The organism is Rhizobium sp. CCGE 510 (genome assembly GCF_000292525.1).
Lineage (GTDB): Bacteria > Pseudomonadota > Alphaproteobacteria > Rhizobiales > Rhizobiaceae > Rhizobium.
In genome coordinates this window covers 188,283-208,321 of record NZ_AEYF01000015.1, presented here as the reverse complement: position 1 = coordinate 208,321, position 20,039 = coordinate 188,283, and the positions used below count along the sequence as shown (strand labels likewise).

Sequence of the window (20,039 nt, the reverse complement as noted above, 5' to 3'; positions counted from 1 at the left end):
TTTGGAGAGCCAGCGGTGGACCTCAACGCGCTTGCAAAACAGCATTGTCAGCTGCCGCCGTTTGACAGCATCCGGGAAGTGCCGACGTCCTCACGTCCGCACGACACCGCGGTCTCTGTCCGAAGTGCCCGCGCGTTCGACGTCGCCCCGTCGTGCCGTCTCGACCTCGTCCTGATGTTCGTGGGACCAGTTGATCAGCCCCATAACAGGACCCATCAGCGTGTGGCCGAGGGGCGTCAGTTCGTAATCAACACGCGGCGGAATGGTCGGGAACATTGTACGCGAAACTAGGCCATCCTTCTCGAGACTTTTCAGCGTCAACGTCAACATCCGCTGCGAAATCTGGCCAATCGTTCGCTTGAGGGTGTTGAAGCGCATCGGCCCCTCTGCCAGGTGAGCGACAATTAGGATGCTCCATTTGTCACCGACACGGCTCAGCAGTTCACGGGTAAACGCCGTACAGTTCGGTCCCTGGCGATTGTGACTTGGTGTCATGAATGTGCCTTCTTGCGGGGTGCAGTACGGTACGCAATATAGCTTTGGTTACTAACGAATACCACCAACCTCTCGTGATCCTGGAAGAGTTTCCTCTATGACCAATCAGCTAACCAACCTTTTGTCTCCACACCGCTTGGGAGCAATCACGCTCAAGAACCGCATGGTCATGGCTCCAATGACACGCAGCCGCGCCGTCGATGGCAATGTTTCTCATCCTTTGGCGCCGGTCTATTACGGGCAGCGCGCTTCTGCCGGACTTATAGTCTCGGAGGCGACTCAGGTCAGTTCGCAGGGCGTCGGATACATCCGCACACCGGGCATACACTCCGCTGAGCAGGTTGACGGTTGGCGCCGCGTGACGGCCGCGGTCCACGAAGCAGGTGGGGTAATCTTCGCACAACTGTGGCACGTCGGTCGCGTCTCTCATGCCGAGTTCCACGGCGGCAAACCGCCCGTTGGCCCCTCCCCGCTTAGCGCGAATGCGGAAGCGTTTATCTCGACAGGTCCGGCCCCGACACCCGTCCCGCGGGCTCTTGCGACCGAAGAGGTTCCAGGCCTAGTAGAACAGTTTCGTCAAGGCGCTCGAAACGCTGCAGCCGCCGGCTTTGACGGCGTCGAAATACATGGCAGTTCGGGTTACTTGCTCGACCAGTTCTTGCGCGATGGGTCGAATATCCGAGAAGATCGTTATGGTGGTTCAATCCAAAATCGAGCGCGCTTTCCCTTGGAGGTCGCGGCTGCGGTGACAGAAATCCTGGGCGGCGACCGCGTAGGCTATCGTGTCGGCCCCAGCATGACGCTTCATTCGATGCATGATTCGGCACCTATCGAGACATTCACCTACCTTGCCGCTGAACTGGATAGACTCGGACTGGCTTATCTGCACGTAACAGAAGGTGTTGCTGGACCTGATGCGCCTTCGCCGGGCGTGGAGCGAGTTGCGCCACATCTTAGGCGTGCCTTCTCGCGCACGTTGATATTGAACGGTGGCTACGATGCCGAGCTCGGCGAGGCCGCTATCTCTCGAGGAGAGGCTGACCTCATCGCCTATGGCGTGCCTTTCCTCGCGAGTCCCGACCTGCCGAAACGTTTCCGCCGGGGCGCAGAGCTCAACATCCCAGATTATCCGAGCTTTTATGTGCCGGGGGAGGATGAATCGGTGGGCTACACCGACTACCCGAGCTTAGGCGCTCATGCCGCACAACCGCGGAGTTCCAAGCTCGCTGGAGAAACGGCATGAAGACGACCTCTATTCCGTTGTCAGCGTTGGTACTGTTAAGCTTAGTAGCGTTGTTGACCATTTCCGGTTCTTTTTTCGCGGACTGGAACGCCACCCATATTTACAATCCACTTTGGCCTCCCCACGCGAAGTTTCACAACGCCCAGACCATGTCGCTCGGCGTGTGCCTGGGCATTGCGGGCTTGTTCTTTGTCTGGCGTCGGAAAGGAGACCTCCGATCGAACATGATTGCAGCCAACATATTCCTGACAGTCTACTGGTTGACCCAAGTGACAGCCTTTTTCTTTCCTGGAACTGCGTGGACTGACCCTAATCTGCTCCGACCAGGACATTCGATGCGAGAAATTCCCCCGCAGGCATACGCCATTGCCGCATCCCTCGCTGCAGTGTTTGTTGCTAACCTCTTAGTCTTTCGCGCGCGAGGACCGAGACAAAATCAATAGTTCCGACAACGGGTTCGTTGAAATTATTCGTTTCGGCAATCGCGCCTTCCCATCCAGAAGATCAACGAAGCTTATGAGCGCATGTTGAGGAGCGACGAGAAGTATCGCTTCGTCATCGACATGGCCTCGCTTAAATCCTGAGGAGACCTAAACATGGCAAATACGATCAAGCCCATCCTGTGCGTGGTCACCAGCCATCCGATCCGCGGCGACAGCGGCGAGCCGACCGGCTTCGCAATGGTAGAGCTGACTCATCCGCTCGATGTGTTCGACAAGGCGGGAATACCCTACGAGATCGCCTCGATCCGCGGCGGCCACCCGCCGATCGACTTCTTCGATCTCTCCGATGCGGCCAACGCCCACTACTGGAAGGACAAGGACTTCCGTAGGACGCTGGCTGACACGTTGATTCTGAAGGATCTTGACCCGTCGCGCTACTCGGCAGTCTTCTTCGCCGGCGGCCACGGCACGATGTGGGACTTCGCAGACAACGAGGCCGTGCAGAAGGTCATCCGTGAAATCTGGGAAGCGGGCGGTGTCGTCTCGGCGGTCTGCCACGGCCCGGCCGCGCTGGTGAATGCGACATTGTCCGACGGCAGCTATCTCGTCGCCGGCAAGAAGCTAGCCTCCTTTACCGACGAGGAGGAAGCCGAAGTCAATTACACGAAGGTGGTGCCTTATCTCCTTGCGACCACGCTCAAGCAGCGCGGCGCGCTGCATCAGGCCGCGCCCAACTGGTCGGAAAATGTCGTGACCGATGGCGGCTTGGTCACGGGCCAGAACCCGGCGTCCGCCCATGGCGTCGGTAAAGCTCTGGTCGATGAGCTGACCACGAAGCGCTGAACGACGATCTCCGCATATCTTCGGGTCCAGCGAGGAAGCTCCTTATGATGGGTTTTTCTGCTTGGATCGGCGCGGAATAGGACAAAGACATGATTGATGGCTGCGCTTTGGCGGAGCCGCCCCTCCTGCATGGTTGCACGAGAACTGAAGCAATCGAGTAACAATTATGGAGGTACTCAACCAAATGAAGACCGTCGCTGATAAGCAAGAGCAAGCGACCGCACTGATGTCGTCGCACGATTGGAGGGCGCCTGGCACCTTGTGACGATCGAGCAGCCCGATTCAAGCGGCGCTATGAGGACGGCCGACGTCGAAGGTCTCCTCGTCTTTACGCGTGATGGCCACATGGCAGTTCAGGTTCGCAACCTCGAACCTCACCATGTCGACAGCGCGTATAGCAGCGCCGGGTACGAAGCGAGCTACGGTACGATTTCGCCCGATGTCCCGAACGGCATCATTGTCTATCGCATCGAAGGAGCGTTGGTTCGCGAGCTTGTGGACCAAGATTTGCCTCGGGCATACAGCTTAGTGGATGACCAGCTCATCCTCACATCAACGCGAGATAATGAAAACTGGCGCGTCGTCTGGCGCCGCGGATGACACGGATTCAAGGGTTTCAGAGATGAGAATCATAGCGATCGAAGAGCATGTCCTCCCCGATGAAGTGAAGCGGGCATGGAATACTATACCCGGCGCCGATGACGGAACCCTCGGCCTCAATCCTGGGATGATCGGCGAACGGCTTGCCGATCTTGGAGAGCAGCGGCTCGCACTGATGGACGAGACAGGCGTCGATGTTCAGGTCCTCTCTTTAACGACGCCGGGTCTCAACAACCTCGGTCACCACGGCATCGATCTCTCTCGTCGTGCCAACGACCTGCTGGCCGAAGCCGTGGCTGCCAATCCTTCTCGTTTTCAGTTTATGGCGGCCCTGCCCTCGGCGGAGCCTGAAGCAGCGGCGCGGGAATTGCGACGATCCGTCGAGGAACTGGGCTGCAAAGGTGCCGTTCTGTTTGGGCGGGTCGGCGATAAGAATTTGGATGACGTGATCTTCGAACCGACATTCGCTTGTGCGGCCGAGCTCGGCGTTCCACTGCTGGTTCACCCCCAGATTCCGCAGACGAGCGTTCGCGACGCCTACTATGGGGGCTTCGGCACGCCGATTGATCTCGCCCTCTCCACCTTCGCCCTCGGATGGCATTTCGAGGCGGGTATCCAGTTCATCCGCATGGTCCTCGGGGGCGTCTTCGACCGATATCCCAATCTGCAGGTGATCCTCGGCCACTGGGGTGAACTGGTGCTCTTCTATCTTGAGCGACTGGTCATGCTGGATCGGGTGTCCAAACTCCAGCGGCCATTCATCGACTATATCAGGAGCAATCTCTATCTGACGGCCAGCGGCATGTTCAGCCCGGCCTATCTGCGCCAGGCGATCGACGCGGTAGGCGCTGACCGCATCCTGTTCTCGACGGATTACCCATACCAATATCGGCCCGGAGGCGATGCCCGGCGGTTTATCGAAGATCTGGACCTCGGCGCCGGCGATAAGGCACAGTTCGCACATGCAAATTGGGAGCGCCTGACTGGAAGTTGACGAGCGGTTTGACACAATCGATCAAGACAGACGCTGGCCATCCTCGCCGAAGAGGTGCAGCACGGCGGGATCGAGATTGAGCGGCAGGCTGTCGCCTGATTTCATCCGTTGCTGGCCGGCAAAGACGGCGATCAGCTTCTTTCCACCTGCGTCGGCGTGGACGACGGTTTCCGAACCCAGTTCCTCGACGAGGGTGATGCGGGTGTCCAGCTTGTGCGCGCCAGTTCCATCGGCAAGGGTGATGTGCTGCGGCCGGATGCCGATGCTGACTCTCTCGCCCGCTGAGCGCACCTCCTTGGCAATCGCTGAAAGACGGTGGCCGCCGACGGTTTCGATCTCGGCGAAACCGTTCTCGTGGCCGATAATCGACCCCTCAAGGAAATTCATGTGCGGTGCGCCGATGAAGCCGGCGACAAAGCGGTTGGCCGGCGTGTTGTAAAGTTCCAGCGGAGTTCCCACCTGCTCGATCCTGCCGCCTCGAAGCACGACGATGCGGTCGGCAAGCGTCATTGCCTCAACCTGATCGTGGGTGACATAGATCATCGTCGCCTTCAGGCGGGCGTGAAGGGCGGCGAGTTCGGCGCGCATGCTGACCCGCAGTTCGGCGTCGAGATTGGACAGCGGCTCGTCGAGCAGGAAGGCATCCGGTCGGCGAACGATGGCACGGCCGATCGCGACGCGCTGGCGCTGGCCGCCGGAAAGCTGACCGGGACGGCGCTGCAGGAAGGGCTCGATCTCCAGCATGCGGGCGGCGTCAGTGATGCGGGCTTCGATCTCGGCCTTCGCCACCTTGGTATTCTCCAGACCGAAGGCCAGGTTTTCCCGCACGCTCATATGCGGATAGAGCGCATAGGACTGAAAGACCATGGCAAGGCCCCGGTCGGCGGCACCGATCTCGGTCACATCCTTGCCGTCGATGGCGATGCTGCCGGCAGTCGGCTTGTCGAGCCCGGCGATCAGGCGCAGCAGCGTCGATTTCCCGCAGCCGGAAGGGCCGACGAAAGCGACGAACTCGCCGTCGTTGACGGCAAGCGAGACATCGCGGATGACCTCGACGGCGCCGAAATTCTTGACGATGTTCCTGAGCTCGAGGCCGCTCATGCACTCTCCTGTTTCATCTTATTTCAGTCCAGAGCCCGCAATGCCTGTGGTGATGAAGCGCTGCAGGAAGACGAAGATCAGCACCACCGGGATCATCGAGACGACGGTCATGGCGAGGATATAGTGCCATTGCACATTGAGTTCGCCAGCATAGACGTTGAGGCCGACCTGCAGCGTATAGAGTTCCTTGCGCGACAGCACGATCAGCGGCCAGAGGAAGTCGTTCCAGCGCCAGACGACCGAGAAGATCGCCAGCACCGCCAGCGCCGGCGCCGACAACGGCAGGATGATGCGCCAGTAGATCTGCCATTCGCTGGCCTTGTCCATGCGCGCCGCATCGATCAGCTCGTCGGGGATGGTCAGCATATATTGCCGGAGCAGGAAGACGCCCGTCGGGGTGGCGACGGTCGGCAGGATGACGCCCCAGAGGCTGTCGAAGAGGTTCAAGGTGCCGATGACGGAATAGAGCGGCACGACGATGACCGAAAGCGGTACCATCAGCGTCGCCAGGATCATCAGCATGACGGCGGTGCGGCCGGGGAACTGGTATTTCGACAGCGCGAAGGCGGCCATGGAATTGACCAGCAGCGTGATTGCCGTCGCGATGACCGTGACGAAGACAGAGTTGCGCAGGAACAGGAAGAAATCGAAGCGCTGGAACGGCTCGGTGTAGTTGCCGGCAGCAAATTCGACCTTGCGCACCGGGGAGCGGTCCTTGATGTTCGCCTTGACGATTTCACCCGGCTGTTTCGGGTCGACCATCTGGCCGATGATGCCGATGCGGCGGACTTCGGCGAGCACGCGGCTGCTGCCGTCCGGCATCGTCACGGTATAGAGCGGTAACGGCTTGTCGTAGCCCGGCACGACCGCCTGTTCAGTGACATAGGGCAGGAAGGACGGCGGGAATTCGGCCAGGGCCGCCGGTGTCTTGAACGAGGAGAAGACCAGCCAGACGGCGGGGCCGAACATCAGGAAGACGCCCGAGACCAGCCAGATCCAGGTGATGACATCCGTCCAGTGCCAGCCCCGGCCGCGACGGCGCAGCAGGAAGGTGCCAACGGCGCTCATTGGCGTTTCCCCTTCTTCTCGTTGCGGCTGCTGGCGCCGAGTTGAACCAGCGTCAGGATGACGAGCAAGATGCCCATCAGGATCGAGGCGGCCGACGCAAGGCCGGGGTTGCGCAACGAACTCGCAAAGCCGGTCTCGTAGATGTACTGGGTGATGTACATGGCGCTAGTGCCCGGCCCGCCGCCTGTGAGCACAAAGACCTCGTCGAAGATCTGCACGGCGCGGATCAGCGCCAGGACAAGGACGACGATCAGGTTCGGCATCAGCAGCGGCAAAGTGATGCGCCGGAAGATGCGGGTGGGGCTCGCCTTGTCCATCGCCGCCGCCTCGTAGAGATCCCGCGGGATCGCCTGCAGGCCGGCAAGCAGGATCAGCGCATAAAAGCCCATATGCGCCCAGACCGAGACAAAGACGGCGAAGAAGAAGGCCCAGAAACGATCGCTGAGCCAGGAGAAGGGTTCGAAGCCGAAGGGGCTCAACGCATAGTTCAACAGGCCCTGGCGCTGCAGGATCCATTTCCAGATCAGGCCGACGACGACCGGCGACAGCAGCACCGGAAAGAAGAACACGGCCCGCCAGAAGCCGCGATTGGAAAGCTCGCGGTTGAGGATCAAAGCCGTTGCCAGCGCCGCGATCAGCATCACCGTCACCTGGAAGACGACGAAGACGGCGGTGTTGCGCACCGCCGCCCAGAACGTGTCAGCCGCGCAGGTCGAAGGGTCGAGGTAGGAGCCGCAATCGAACAGAATGCGATACTGGTCGGCGCCGACATAGGTCCTGTTCTGCAGGAAGATGCCGCTGCCGCTCGTCGTTGAATAAAGGAAGTTGATGACCAGCGGCAGGAGCACGAAGACGGTGAAGATCAGCATATTGGGCGCCAGGAAGACGCCCGCCATGCCGTTCAGCCCTGTCAGCTTCTGCCAGGCCCGCATGGGAACGTCGACCAGCCCCATGGCAAGCCGGACAGGGGCCGAGAGCGCCTGCCGCAGACCGGTTTTCACCGGTGGTTCAGAAGAAACCGTCTTTCCCGCCATCTGTCCGTCCGTCAGTTGCCGGCGACCTTGGCCTTGATGTCCTCGTCGATCCGGTTATAGGCGTCGTCGAGCTTCATTTCGCCGGCGATCACCTGGCTGATGCGGGCGACGATGGCGCTGTAATAGGCGTCCGACCACTTCCAGCCGGGCAGCTTCATCGCCGGTGCGGCCGTTTGGCCGGCAGCTTCGACGAAGGCCTTCAGCGCCGCCTGCACATGCGGATTGTCGGTCTTGAAGTCCATCTGGCCGGCGGCCACGGCCTTATGCGCCGGAATAAACAGGCTGCGCTCGGCGAACTCCTTCTGCACGTCGGCGCCGGCCAGGTAGTCCATCACCTTGGCGACATCCTTCGGGTTCTGGGTGTATTTGACGGCGACCAGACCGGCGCCACCCTGCATGCCGGTGCAGGCGGCCGTGCCGCACGGGCTTCCCGCCATTACCCAGTCGAAACTGTCGCCGATCTTCTGTGCGAAGCCCGAGATCTGCCAGCTGCCCGAATAAAGATAGGCAAGGCCCCCATTGATGAAATCGTCGGCGGCGGAGCGGTAGGTGGTACCGGCAGCACTGACCCAGACATCCTTGTTGACGATGCCTTCCTCGTTCCACTTGACGAAGCGGCTGAGGAATTCCTTGGCGCCCTGATCGATCGGGGCCGGCTTGCCGTCGGCAGCGATATAGTTGGCGCCGTAGGAAATGTTCGGGCCGGAGACGCGGTGGCCGGAGCGGTCGATCGCCATGGCGAAGACCTTCTGGCTGTCGGCGACCTTCTTGGCGGCGGCCGCCCAATCGTCCCAGGTGGCCTTCGGACCGGGAATTTCGACGCCTGCCTGCTCGAACAGCGTCTTGTTGACGAAACCGCCGGTCAGCGTCAGCTGCGTCATGAAGCCGGTGATGGCGTTCGAGCCGTCGGGACGCATCCAGTCGGCCTGGGCGCCGAAATTGTCGTCCCAGTATTTCGCATCAGCGAGCAGCGGGCGAAGATCGAGCCAGTGTTGCGCCTGCGCCTTCAGATTGGTGACGCGGGCGATATCGGGGCCCTTGCCGGCTTCGAGCTGCACCGGCAGCTGTTCCTTGACGACGTCGTAGGAGACCTCGTCGAGGATGACGTTGATGTCGGGATTGGCCTTGGAGAAGCGCGAGAGCAGATCCTTGATAACGGCGCCTTCGCCGCCGTCGGAATACCACATGATACGCACGTCGCCGGCATGGGCGGCGACGGAACTCAAGAGAACTGCGGCGAAAGCTGCGCCGATCGATTTCATTCTGGTCATTTTGTCCTCCTCCTGACCGATGAATTCCTACAGCGCCGCGCGTCTTTTCAGACGCGCCAAAGACGCTGTAACACTTTGAATTGCTGCATAATTTTATCCTTAAATCGATTCCGATTTAAGGAATTAAGCAGCAGGTCCGGCCGGTCCTCCGCCTGCCGGACATGTCGTCTACGAGGCCGCGCGTCGAAGCTGCCTGCCCGGTATCTTTAGATGTACCGCGTCTCCCCGCACCGACCAGTCCGGCGGGCGAAGAATACGGCCTTCGGCGCGCACGGTGCCGTCCTCCTCGAAGACGATCTGGCCATAATCCGGATCGACGACGATCAGGGCGCCCTCATTGTCGCGGCGGGCCGATAGGGTCGCAAAACGCGTCTGCATGCCATCAAGGTCACCCTCGCGGCCGACATCGGAGAGACGGACGATCCAGCGACCGGTGCGGCCGGCCAGGCGCAGCTCGATGTCCGTCGTCGGCCCCTGTTTCACCGGCTCCAGCGGTCCGTTGCCAATCAGCATCGCCAAGCCGTCGCCGGAGCGGGCGAGCGCCAGCTTGCCGTCAACCACCGTGTCGTCGAAGGCTTCGAGCGGGAACCAGGCATGGGTGAAATTCGGCTGGCCGTCGTGGATGTCGAAATCGAGAATCGCCAGATCGCGATACTGGTGCACACGCGGCAAGGTCCCGCAGCCGCCCCAGAAACTCGGCCGGCCGTAGCCGAACTGAATGGTTTCGCCGGGATGATTGATCCAGATCTGCGCTTCCGGCCGGGTGCCCAGGCGCAGGTGCAGCACTGTCTCCTGGTAGCCCCAGGCGCCGGGACGATAATGGGCGATGGTGCCGAGTGCAGTGTCACGGGTCTTATAGTGATAGAGGGCGGCGAAACGGTTCTCGCCCTGGGAAAAGGTCCATTCCTGCGCGTCGTCGGACTGGTGTGCGGCCATCGCAGCCAGCTCTTCGGGAAAACGCAGGCCGTGATCGCGAATGCAGACGGCAAGCTGCGGCAAGGCGTGAACGCGCCGGCCGTACCAGCCGCGGCCCCAGAGCAGCCTAGAAATGGCCGACAGTTCGACCGAGCGGCCGGGACGCAGCGTATGTTCGTAGGAGCGACCCTGGCTGCCGGTCAGCATGCCGTGATGGGCCGAGCGGGCGACGATTTCCATCAGGCGGACGATGCTGGTATTTGCCCGGGTGCGGATCGTCTCATCCGGCGCGCAGGCGGAAAGCGCCGTCAGGCCCTTGAGGTCGATCGGGAAGTAGGGAACTGAATTCCACTCGGCCATTTCCCAGCGCTCGAAATGGTCGAGCCAGGCGCGGACCCGCTCTTCGCCGACCTTCATCTGCTCGGTGCCGGTGCGGCCTGAACGGACGAAGACGGCATCAGGGAAAAGCTTGCCGCCGAGATAGGCCGCGGTATGGAAGAGCAGCGCGTGGTTTTCCGAAAAATACCACTGAACGTCGTTGCCCGGCTCGTCCATCCAATAGCGGTAATTGAGGACCGCTTGCTCGATCCTGTCGCGCAGACCTTGCGACAGCAGATCGCTCCAGCGGGTATAAGCAAAGAGCAGCGGCACCAGCACGAAGTCGGCGCAGTCGTGGCAATCCTCGATGACCGGCAGCATGGCCGAGATCATCGCCTCGGTCTCCTCGCCGCCCTGCCCCAGCGCCAGGCGCGCGAACGCGCAGACCGCGTCCGGCTCTGAATGGGCGGCGACCTCGGCAAGCGCTTCGGCAACGCGGTCCTCCAACGCGGCGGGCGCTTGCCCCTGGCGTTGAGGATGACAGATCTCGACGCCGAGCGTGCGACTGAGCGAAAGTCCGCCTATCTTGAAGGTGATGCGGAAATGGCGAAAATCGGCGGGCATATCAGCCGAGGTGCCAAGTGCCAGCTTGGTAGCGCCTTCTTCGAGCGCGAAATCATAGTCGAAGCGCTCGCTCGACATGAAGTCGCCTTCAATCTCGACATGGCAACTCAGCGCCACCGGCAGCGGTACCGGAAACAGGATCGTCACGTCCTCGCCGAGATAGGCGGTACGGTCGAAGCGCATGCCTTCGAGGATCGCCTCCAGGCCGTCTGCAGCAGCGGCGGCGATCGGAACGGGAACAGCGGTTTCGACCTCCGGACCGTCGAGATAATCCAGCTGGAAATAGAAGCGGGCATCGCGCTCGGCGAGATCGTCGAAATAAATGCGGATCTCGTTGAGGCCTGCCGTCAGTTCGACCTCGAAAAGCTGCTGGGCTTCCAGATTGCGCTCATAAGGCGCCATGAAGCCCTGCTCGCGGCCATTGACGAAGAAAATGGCGCCGCCGCAGGTCGACAGGCGAAACGCGGCTGGCCCGACTGAGCGGGCATCGAGGAAGGTGCGCGCCCAGCAGCCGATGCGGGTCGGGCGAAACCAGAAGCCGGAGAGATCGACACGCGGCGAGGCAAAGGGCAGCCACCAGCGGACCGGTTCGAATTCGGCTGTCGGTTGCGGCCGTTGGCCGGAGAAGGATTTTTTGAATTCGGTGCGGCAGGGATATTCGTGCGGGATGAAGTTCTTCGTCTTGGTAACGAAGAAAAACGGATCCATCCTGCCTTCCATCGGCCGGTCGGCGACGTCGTAGCGCTCTTGCGAGAGGTGGCCGAGCTGCCAGTAGACGATCGGGCTCTGCTTACCCGTGGCGCGACGAAGATGGGATTTCTCAGCGGTCATGCTTCAGCTCGCTCGAGCCGCGAGACGTCTGAAACGCCGACGCATGGACTGGCGGTCAAGCCGCATCTTCAAAGCCTCCCTGCTCTGCCGCTTGCCGCGGACTCCTCTTGGGCAATTGTGCATAGGCATTCTGTTTGCGCAATCTGAAAGATTTTTGCATAAAGGAGTGGGAGCGAGGAGAACGACATGGCGGGGGACGAGAAAAAAGGCAGGCGCACGCGCCTCGACGATATCGCCGCCCGATGCGGCGTCTCGATCAGCACGGTCTCGCGCGCCTTGGCCGGCGAAAAGGGCGTCCGGCCTGATATCCGCAAGCTGGTGCTGGAAACGGCAAGTGCCGTCAGCTACGCCGTGCCGGGAAGCGTCGCCGGCAAAAAAGTCATGCTCGTCGCCTCCGGCGCGGCGATGATCGATTATGTGCGCAACCAGTTCACGCTCTATGTGCTCGAAGGATTGAATGCGCGTGCGGCCGCCCTCGGCATCGAGCTGGCGATGCGTCCTGTCGCCGACAAGGGCGATGAAGCCCGCGTCGTCGCCGAGATGCGTGATGATCCGAGCTTTGGCGGCATGCTGATCCTGACCGTCGACGAGGAGGATATGCTGGCGGCAGCCGCCGGTCTCGGCAAGCCGGTCGTGCTGGTCAATAGCGACGATCCCTATATGCGGCTTTCGAGTGTGACGCCCTGCAACCGCTCGGCCGCCTTCATCGCCGCCGAGCACCTGATCAAGGCCGGACATGAACGCATCCTGTTCATGCTGAGGCCGGGTCGGCGGACGATCGAGCGGCGCCTCGAGGGCTGGCGCGATGCCCTGCGGCATCACGGGCTGACGGCCGATGCCGATCTGGTGCTCGAGGTGGACGACTGGCTGCCGGAACTCGGCGCCGAGGCGATCACCCGCCTCGTCCGCGACAAAGGCCTTTCCTTCACCGCCATCCTGACGGCGGGCGACAGCCTTGCCGCCGGCGCCGTGCGCGGATTGCAGGCGATGGGTTATGTCGTGCCGCAGGACATCTCCGTCATGGGCATTGACGACCTGCCGCAGTCGGCCTTTGTCACTCCGCCGCTGTCGACGGTGCATATTCCGATGCGCGAACTCGGCGCCACCGCGCTCGATCTGCTGCGCGACATGATGCTCGGCCTGGCCGCACCTCGGCGCCGCGTCGAGCTTGCCTGCCATCTCGTCGAAAGAGGCAGCGTGGCGGCCGTCAGCCCGAATATCAAGCTTCGATGAAGCTCGCTTCGAACAGCTCGCGCGCATAGGCATCATGCGTGACGCCGGCCTGCAGATCCTCTCTGGTCAGTTCGTCGACGAAACAACCGTTCTTCATGATCAACACCCGGTCGCACATATGGGCGATGACGGCGAGGTCGTGGCTGACGAGCAGATAGGTCAGTCCCTTTTCCTCGCGCTGATCGGCAAGCAGGTTGAGGATTTCGGCCTGGACCGAGACATCGAGCGCCGATGTCGGCTCGTCGAGCAGCAGAATGGGCGGCGACAGGATCAGCGCCCGGGCGATCGCCACGCGCTGCCGCTGACCGCCGGAAAGCTCATGGGGAAAACGATTGGCGAAGCTCGCCGGCAGTCCCACCTGGACCAAGGCCTTTTCGACCTTCGACCAGATGTCGGAATGGCGCATGGCGCGCAGCGGCTCGGCGAGCGCGGTGCCGATCCGATGGCGTGGATGCAGGGATCCGTAAGGGTCCTGAAACACCATCTGGGCGAACTTCAGCTCCTCGCGGGAGCGCTGCTTGCCGATCTGTCTGCCGCCAAGCTCGATCTGCCCAGTCCAGCCGGCCTCCATTCCGGCAAGGCAACGCAGCACCGTCGATTTGCCGCAGCCGGATTCGCCGACGATGCCCAGCGTCTCCCCCTGCTTGACCTGAAAACTGATGCCCCTGACGACATGATTGCTGGATTTGCCGGAGGCAAAGACGACATCGAGGTCGCGGACATTGATCATTGCGCCGTCTCCAGATCGAGTTTGGCCCGGTCGAGAACCGCCAGCCGGCGAACCGGGTTCTTCGGGTCGGGCAACGCGGCAATCAGCCCGCGCGTATAGGGATGGCGCGCTTCTTCGAGACTGGTCAGCGTCTCGACGATGCGGCCGGCATACATGACGATGATGCGCTCGCAGAAAGCCGCCACCATGCGAATATCGTGGCTGATCAACAGCAGGCCGGAATTGTTCTCGCGCACCAGTTCATCGAGCAACAGCAGCACGTCCTTGCGAACGCTGACATCGAGCGCCGAGGTCGGTTCGTCGGCGATAACAAGCTTCGGCCGCGCCAGCAGCATCATGGCGATCATCACGCGCTGGCCCATGCCGCCCGATATCTGGTGGGGATAAAGCGCCATGACCCGGTCCGGATCGCTGATGCGCACGCGCTCCAGCATGGCGCGGGCAGCATCAAACGCCTGGGCCTTGCCGAGACTGAGATGAAGGCGTGCGGCTTCGGCGACCTGCTTGCCGATCGAGAGCACCGGATTCAGCGAATAACGCGGATCCTGCATGATCAGCGCGATATCCTTGCCGCGAAGCCCACCCATCTGCCGCTCGCTCCTTGAAAGCAACGGATCGCCGCCAAGATCCAGGCGTTCGGCGGTGACGACCGCAGCCGGCGGCAGCAGCCGCATGATGGCGCGGCCCGTCGTCGATTTGCCGGAACCGGATTCTCCGACGATGCCGACACGTTCGCGCCCGACGTCGAAACTGACATTGGAAACGGCGGGCACGGCGCCGCGGCCGAAGCGGACGCTCAGTCCTTTGACGGACAGAACAGGCTGCAGATCATGATCTTGGATTTTACGATCTGGCATGGCGGGGATCCAAAAGGTCGCGCAGAGCATCTCCGGCGATGTTGAAGGCAAGGCTGGTGAGAAGGATGGCGACACCCGGCATCACGGCGACCCACCAGTAATCGAGCATGAATTTGCGGCCGTTGGAGATCATCGCACCCCATTCCGGCGCCGGCGGCTGCGCGCCGAGGCCGAGGAAGCCGAGCGACGCTGCCGTCAGGATGATGCCGGCCATGTTGAGGGTCAGGCGAACGATGACTGACGGAACGCACATCGGGGCGATATAGAGGAGAAGGATGCGGATCGGCGAAGCGCCGTAGAGGCGGGCGGCGACGACATAGTCGGCGTTTCTGACGACCAGGGCTTCGGCGCGTGCAAGCCTGGCAATCGGCGGCCATGCGGTCAGCGAGATCGCGATGATCGCCGTGGTCAGGCCGGCGCCGAGGGCGGCGGCAAAAGCCAGCGCCAGGATCAGCGACGGGAAGGACAGAACGATATCGGTGGCGCGCATCAGCAGCGCATCGGTCCGCCCGCCGAAGAAGCCGGCGACGACGCCGATCAGCAGACCGATCGGCCCGACGATCAGGGAGATCGACAGCACGGTCTGGATGGTGATGCGCGTGCCGAAGATCAGGCGACTTAGAATGTCGCGGCCGAATTCGTCGGTGCCAGCCCAATGCGCCAGGCTCGGGGCCTGCAAGGCATCGCCGAGCGACTGCACGACCGGATCATAAGGCGCCAGAAGCGGCGCGAAGATGGCGATCAGGCACAGCAGGCCGAGGATGACGAAACCGGCAAGGCCAAGCGGCTCGGCAGCCAATTTGCGGCCGGCGCGCGCAAACGACGCCGCTATGCGGGTCGAGACGCTTGGCGGGCGGATCTGAATGTCAGTGTGGATGGCGTCGCTCATCGGGCCGCCTCCCGCATGCGCGGATCGAAGACGGCGTAAGCGACGTCGGCAAGGAAGTTTAACAGCATGAAGATGAATCCCACGATGATGGTGCCGGCCACGATGGCGTTCATGTCGCCGATCATGAGGGCGTTCGTCATGTACTGGCCGATGCCCGGCCAGGAGAAGACGATCTCGGTGACGACAGCGCCTTCGAGCAGTCCGCCATAGGAAATGGCGAGGATGGTGATCAACTGCACGGCAATGTTCGGCAGCACGTGGTGCCAGATCGTGCCGAAGGGGCTCACACCCTTGGCACGGGCGGCGATGACGTAATCCTGGCTCAACTGCTCCAGGGTGAAGCTGCGTGTCATGCGGGTGATGTAGGCCATCGCCGCATAGGCGAGAATGATGGCAGGCAGAATGATATGACCGAGCGCATTCCAGAAGATTTCCGTCTCACCCTGCAGCAGGCTGTCGATCAGCAACAGGCCGGTTCGCGGCGTAACGAGGCCTTCGTAGAAGACATCGATCCTGCCCGGCCCGCCGACCCAGTTCAGGCCCGCATAGAAGATGACGAGCCCGACGATGCCGAACCAGAAGACCGGGATCGAATGCCCGACGAGTGCGACCACCCGGGCTATCTTGTCGATGAAGCTGTCGCGAAACAAAGCCGCGATGAGGCCGAGCGGCACACCGACGAATGTCGAAATGATCACCGCCAGCGTCGCCAGTTCGAATGTCGCCGGAAACGCCTGGGCGAGGTCTGAGGAAACAGGATTGCCGGTGAGCACGGCAGTGCCGAAATCACCATGCGCCAGCCCGTTCAGATAGAGGAAGAACTGCTGATAGATCGGCAGATCGAGCCCCAGGCGGGCCCGCATCGCTGCATAGGCGGCGGGATCGGCGAGTTCGCCGACGATCGCGCCGACCGGATCGGTGGGCAGGACGCGGCCGATCACGAAGGTCACACAGAGGAGAATGAACAGGCTGACCAGCAAATGCGCCAGGCGTCGGCCAAATTCGGCTACGGAGAGTTCCTTCATGATCGGCTGTCCTCTCGAGTCTTACTGGGTTTCGACCTTGGTCACGTTCTCGAGACGCGTCATTTGAGACGGATGTCCGACATATCCCTGGACCTTGCCGGTCAGGACGATCGGCTCAAAGCGCTCGAACATCGGCAGCACGGCCGGCTTCTGTTCGATGAACATCTTCTGCATCTGAACGTAGAGTTCGCCGCGCTTCTTGGCGTCCGGCTCCATCGATGCTTTTGCCGTCAGGGCCGTCAGCTCGGGAATGTCCCAGGCCGAGCGCCAAACGAAATTGCCGGCATTGTTGGCCTCTTTCGAGTTGTCCGGGTTGGAGGAAAACTGCTCCATCGAACCGAGCACGTTCGGCATATAGGCGCTGGTCTGCGGGATCAGCAGATCGAAATCCCTGGCGCGATGGGCGGCAATGATTTCCGAGCCGTTGCCCTGCTGAATGTCGATCTTGATGCCGACCTGGGCAAGCGATGCCTGGATGGCGGTGGCAAGATCGATGCGCGGCGTTTGCGCAATGGTCTTCAGCGTTAGCGTGAAGCCGTCCTTGAAACCCGCCTCGCTCAGCAACTGCTTGGACTTTTCGACGTTGAGCTGCCAATCCGGGCTCGGGATCGCATATTCGAAGTTCTCCGGAACGGGAACGGTTCTTGCCCGTCCGTAGGGGCCCATGATCGTCTTTTCGATGCCCTTGTAGTCGATGCCGTAGGCGATTGCTTCGCGGACCTTGGGATTGGCGAGGTACTGGTTGCCGGCATTCATCGACAGAACGTAGAAACCGCCTGTCGGAATGCGCTGGATGGCAAAACCCTGCTTGGCCTGGAACGTCGCGAGATCGGAGGCCGTCAGCGCGCTGGCAATATCGATATCGCCGCGCTCCAGCATCAGCCGCTCGACCTGGCTTTCCGGCACATGCCGGACGATGACGCGCTTCATCTTCGGAGCGCCGTCGACATAGCCTTTGTTGGCGTCGAGAATGACAAGCTCGTTCGGAGACCAGCGATTGAGGGTGAACGGACCGGAGCCGGCCGAATGCGTCCGCATCCAGGCGTTGCCGTAGTCATTGTCGACGGCGTGGCTCTCGACCTCGACGCTGTCGACCACGCTGGTGGTCGTCGTCGTCAGCCGGTAGAGCAGAAGCTCCGCCGTCACCTGGTCGGAGAGATCGATGCGCACCGTTTGGTCGTCGACCGCCTTGACGAGCTTTTCGACATTGTTCTTGTCATAACCGACGCGCTTGAGATTGGCGGCAGCGGCCTGATCCATCTTCAGCAGCCGCGCCAGCGAATAGACGACGTCCTTCGAGGTGACCGGGTTGCCGGAGGCGAAATTGGCTTTGCGCAGCGTGAATGTGATGCCTTTGTCGTCAACCTTCCAGCTTTCCGCCAACTGCGGAAGGATCTTGCCATCCGCTGTGCTGGCGACCAGCCGGTCATAGAGATTCGACATGATTTCGACCGCTTTGCCTTCGGTCGCCTGATGTGGATCAAGGGACAGAACCTGGGCCAGCGATGTACCGACAACCAGTTGGTCCTGCGGCGTGGCGGCCTGCAGCTGCGGCGCAGCCATCGTCAAGGCGCCGAAAACGGCCCCGACGAACAAACCTTTAGAAAAATGCTTCATTGTCACTCCTCCATGAATTACCATAAGAGACATATTATGTCCCCCGTATGTCGTATTATGATCTATCGAAGTCTGATACGATTGACAAGACCTGAACGGGAGACTTGAGTGCGAAGGGACTGGGGAGCAGAAAAATGACAACACTCAATGGTGGGCGGCAACGACTGGCGCAGCAGGTCATCGATCAGTTGCGAGCGCAAATCGAAACCGGCAAATTGCGGGTCGGGGACCAGCTGCCGACCGAGCCGCAGCTTGAAGCGACCTTCGGGGTCAGCCGCACCGTGGTGCGCGAGGCGATTGCCGACCTCAGGTCGGCGGGCTTCGTCAGACCGATCCAGGGCAAAGGGGTGTTTGTAGCAGATCCAAAGGTTCAATCGATATTGCCGCTGACCCCGGTGGAAATCAAAAGCATCCCAGAAACCCTTGAGTTGCTGGAGTTTCGCATGGCGGCCGAAGGTGAAGCGGCGGCGATTGCCGCCTATCGCCGCACCGCCGAGCAGGAGGCTGCCATCCGCGAGGCCAACCGCAGAATGGCCAACCTGATCGAGACTGGACAACAAACGGTGGAGGCGGACTACGCCTTTCACATGGCAATTGCCGCTGCCACCAACAACCGATTCTATGTCGATGTCCTGCGCCAATTCGGCGCCAAGGCCATTCCCCGCGGCCAGTTTCCGACGCTGCCCGAAGCCAATGAGCGCGACTATCTTCAAAAAGTCTATGCCGAACATGTCGAGATCCTGTCCGCCATCGCCGATCAGGATCCGGATCGCGCCCGCCAGGCGATGCGCGCGCATATGGTGGCCAGCCAACGTCGCTACCGAATGCTTGCCGAGCAGCAATAGGGCTCGACACCTTTCAAGATTCATATTATGTCATATGACATTGCTGAATATGGAAAGAGACTCACATGTATCTGGGAACACAAGTCGCAGCGCGGGATGACGACGATTATCGTATCTTCGCGCAACTGGGTGTGAAGCATATCAACGCAGATCCGCCGGGAAAACCGAGCAGCTGGACGCTTGCCGATCTTGAGCGTCATCGCGACAAGATCGAAAGCTTCGGCCTGATCCTCGACATGATCCAGTTGCCCCTGCCCTCGCAGCCGATCGAGAAGGCGTCCTATCCCGACATCCTGCTTGCCGGCCCCGATCGCGACAGGCAGATCGACGCCGTCTGCAAGCTGATCGAGAATACCGCGGCGGCCGGTATTCCAGCGGTGAAATACAATCTCAACCTGATCGGCATTCCCCGCACACCCGATGAACCGGGACGCGGCGGGTCGATGAATGCCAGCTTCCGCTGGGACAAGACCGATCAGCAGGCCGAGCCCGGTCTTGCCGGCGTGCTCTCCGAAGACGAAAACTGGGAACGGATCGACTATTTCCTGGAACGGGTCGTTCCGGTTGCCGAAAGCAATCGCGTCAGGCTCGCCTGCCATCCGCACGACCCCTATACGCCACCCGGCTATCGCGGCGTCACGCGGGTGCTCGGCACCGTCGAAGGCCTGAAGAAATTCGTGCTGATGCGCGAAAATCCCTATCACGGCCTCAATTTCTGTCAGGGCTCGATCGGTGAGATGCTCGACAATCCCGGCGAGGAGATCGACGACATCATTCGCTGGTTCGGTCAGCGCAACAAGATCTTCAACGTTCACTTCCGCAATATTCGCGGCGGCAAGCTCTCTTTCATGGAGACCTTCCTCGACGAGGGCGACATGGACATGGTCCGCTCGGCCAGGATCTACAAGGAGGTCGGCTACAAATACATGCTGATGCCCGACCACGTGCCGACCGTCAGCGGCAGAGACCCTTCCGCCACCGCATTTGCCTTTTGCTACGGCTATATCGCAGCCCTTCTGCAGACGCTCGAAAGCGCCTGAACGGTCAAAATTCAACACGTAAA

At 61.2% G+C, this 20,039-nt stretch carries 19 protein-coding genes; 8 read left to right on the top strand and 11 right to left on the bottom strand.

The genetic code is table 11. The features are described 5' to 3' along the window. Positions 1-90: 90 nt before the first annotated feature. Positions 91-495 carry a helix-turn-helix domain-containing protein gene (locus RCCGE510_RS08060; protein WP_007628860.1) on the bottom strand — a complete coding sequence of 135 codons (405 nt, stop codon included), beginning with the start codon at positions 493-495 and terminating at the stop codon, positions 91-93. Between the two features lie 97 nt (positions 496-592). Between RCCGE510_RS08060 and RCCGE510_RS08055 the strand changes: the two genes are divergently transcribed. From RCCGE510_RS08055 to RCCGE510_RS08035, 5 genes are all read left to right on the top strand, one after another. Beyond that, positions 593-1,738, top strand: coding sequence for an alkene reductase (locus RCCGE510_RS08055; protein ID WP_007628858.1), 1,146 nt, complete (start codon positions 593-595; stop codon positions 1,736-1,738). Further along, positions 1,735-2,181 (top strand): DUF6640 family protein, encoded by a 447-nt coding sequence (locus RCCGE510_RS08050; RefSeq protein WP_007628856.1) that lies wholly within the window; start codon positions 1,735-1,737, stop codon positions 2,179-2,181. The genes RCCGE510_RS08055 and RCCGE510_RS08050 overlap by 4 nt, the downstream gene beginning before the upstream one ends. A gap of 153 nt (positions 2,182-2,334) precedes the next feature. Next, on the top strand, positions 2,335-3,024 hold the full coding sequence (locus tag RCCGE510_RS08045) for a type 1 glutamine amidotransferase domain-containing protein (protein WP_007628854.1): 690 nt from the start codon (positions 2,335-2,337) through the stop codon (positions 3,022-3,024). Positions 3,025-3,318: 294 nt separating this feature from the next. Next, entirely contained in the window at positions 3,319-3,624 is a 306-nt protein-coding gene (locus tag RCCGE510_RS08040) for a lipocalin-like domain-containing protein (protein WP_240539641.1), read from the top strand. Further along, positions 3,590-4,618, top strand: a complete 1,029-nt coding sequence (locus RCCGE510_RS08035) for an amidohydrolase family protein (RefSeq protein ID WP_240539637.1) — start codon at positions 3,590-3,592, stop codon at positions 4,616-4,618. The genes RCCGE510_RS08040 and RCCGE510_RS08035 overlap by 35 nt, the downstream gene beginning before the upstream one ends. A 21-nt stretch (positions 4,619-4,639) precedes the next feature. On the opposite strand, the gene ugpC is transcribed toward RCCGE510_RS08035, so the two are convergent. From ugpC to RCCGE510_RS08010, 5 genes are all read right to left on the bottom strand, one after another. Beyond that, entirely contained in the window at positions 4,640-5,719 is a 1,080-nt protein-coding gene (ugpC, locus tag RCCGE510_RS08030) for a sn-glycerol-3-phosphate ABC transporter ATP-binding protein UgpC (protein ID WP_007628851.1), read from the bottom strand. 18 nt (positions 5,720-5,737) lie between these two features. Further along, the gene (locus RCCGE510_RS08025) at positions 5,738-6,787 is read right to left on the bottom strand and encodes a carbohydrate ABC transporter permease (RefSeq protein WP_007628850.1); all 1,050 of its coding nucleotides are present in this window, start codon (positions 6,785-6,787) and stop codon (positions 5,738-5,740) included. After that, positions 6,784-7,821: a sugar ABC transporter permease gene (locus RCCGE510_RS08020; RefSeq protein WP_007628848.1), complete on the bottom strand. Its 1,038-nt coding sequence runs from the start codon at positions 7,819-7,821 to the stop codon at positions 6,784-6,786. The genes RCCGE510_RS08025 and RCCGE510_RS08020 overlap by 4 nt, the downstream gene beginning before the upstream one ends. A gap of 11 nt (positions 7,822-7,832) precedes the next feature. Further along, positions 7,833-9,092, bottom strand: coding sequence for an ABC transporter substrate-binding protein (locus tag RCCGE510_RS08015; protein ID WP_007628847.1), 1,260 nt, complete (start codon positions 9,090-9,092; stop codon positions 7,833-7,835). 168 nt (positions 9,093-9,260) lie between these two features. After that, positions 9,261-11,780 carry a hypothetical protein gene (locus tag RCCGE510_RS08010; RefSeq protein WP_007628846.1) on the bottom strand — a complete coding sequence of 840 codons (2,520 nt, stop codon included), beginning with the start codon at positions 11,778-11,780 and terminating at the stop codon, positions 9,261-9,263. Between the two features lie 186 nt (positions 11,781-11,966). Between RCCGE510_RS08010 and RCCGE510_RS08005 the strand changes: the two genes are divergently transcribed. Further along, complete coding sequence (locus RCCGE510_RS08005) at positions 11,967-13,013, top strand: LacI family DNA-binding transcriptional regulator (protein WP_007628845.1); 1,047 nt, start codon at positions 11,967-11,969, stop codon at positions 13,011-13,013. Here RCCGE510_RS08005 and RCCGE510_RS08000 read toward each other — a convergent pair. Genes RCCGE510_RS08000 through RCCGE510_RS07980 form a run of 5 tightly spaced genes read right to left on the bottom strand, consistent with a single transcriptional unit; the run spans position 13,000 to position 18,131 of the window. Further along, a complete protein-coding gene (locus RCCGE510_RS08000) occupies positions 13,000-13,743 on the bottom strand; it encodes an ABC transporter ATP-binding protein (RefSeq protein ID WP_007628844.1) in 744 nt (247 codons plus the stop codon). The genes RCCGE510_RS08005 and RCCGE510_RS08000 overlap by 14 nt on opposite strands. Then, positions 13,740-14,600 (bottom strand): ABC transporter ATP-binding protein, encoded by an 861-nt coding sequence (locus RCCGE510_RS07995; RefSeq protein ID WP_081525685.1) that lies wholly within the window; start codon positions 14,598-14,600, stop codon positions 13,740-13,742. Before RCCGE510_RS07995 ends, RCCGE510_RS08000 begins: the two co-directional genes overlap by 4 nt. Further along, positions 14,587-15,489, bottom strand: a complete 903-nt coding sequence (locus tag RCCGE510_RS07990; RefSeq protein WP_007628841.1) for an ABC transporter permease — start codon at positions 15,487-15,489, stop codon at positions 14,587-14,589. The genes RCCGE510_RS07995 and RCCGE510_RS07990 overlap by 14 nt, the downstream gene beginning before the upstream one ends. Beyond that, positions 15,486-16,514 carry an ABC transporter permease gene (locus RCCGE510_RS07985; protein ID WP_007628840.1) on the bottom strand — a complete coding sequence of 343 codons (1,029 nt, stop codon included), beginning with the start codon at positions 16,512-16,514 and terminating at the stop codon, positions 15,486-15,488. The genes RCCGE510_RS07990 and RCCGE510_RS07985 overlap by 4 nt, the downstream gene beginning before the upstream one ends. A 21-nt stretch (positions 16,515-16,535) precedes the next feature. Further along, positions 16,536-18,131, bottom strand: a complete 1,596-nt coding sequence (locus tag RCCGE510_RS07980; RefSeq protein WP_007628838.1) for an ABC transporter substrate-binding protein — start codon at positions 18,129-18,131, stop codon at positions 16,536-16,538. A 134-nt stretch (positions 18,132-18,265) separates the two neighbouring features. On the opposite strand from RCCGE510_RS07980, the gene RCCGE510_RS07975 reads away from it, so the two are divergent. Together RCCGE510_RS07975 and RCCGE510_RS07970 are read left to right on the top strand one after the other, a co-directional pair. After that, positions 18,266-18,976, top strand: coding sequence for a FadR/GntR family transcriptional regulator (locus RCCGE510_RS07975; protein ID WP_007628837.1), 711 nt, complete (start codon positions 18,266-18,268; stop codon positions 18,974-18,976). Between the two features lie 65 nt (positions 18,977-19,041). After that, the gene (locus tag RCCGE510_RS07970) at positions 19,042-20,016 is read left to right on the top strand and encodes a mannonate dehydratase (RefSeq protein ID WP_007628835.1); all 975 of its coding nucleotides are present in this window, start codon (positions 19,042-19,044) and stop codon (positions 20,014-20,016) included. Positions 20,017-20,039: the final 23 nt, after the last annotated feature.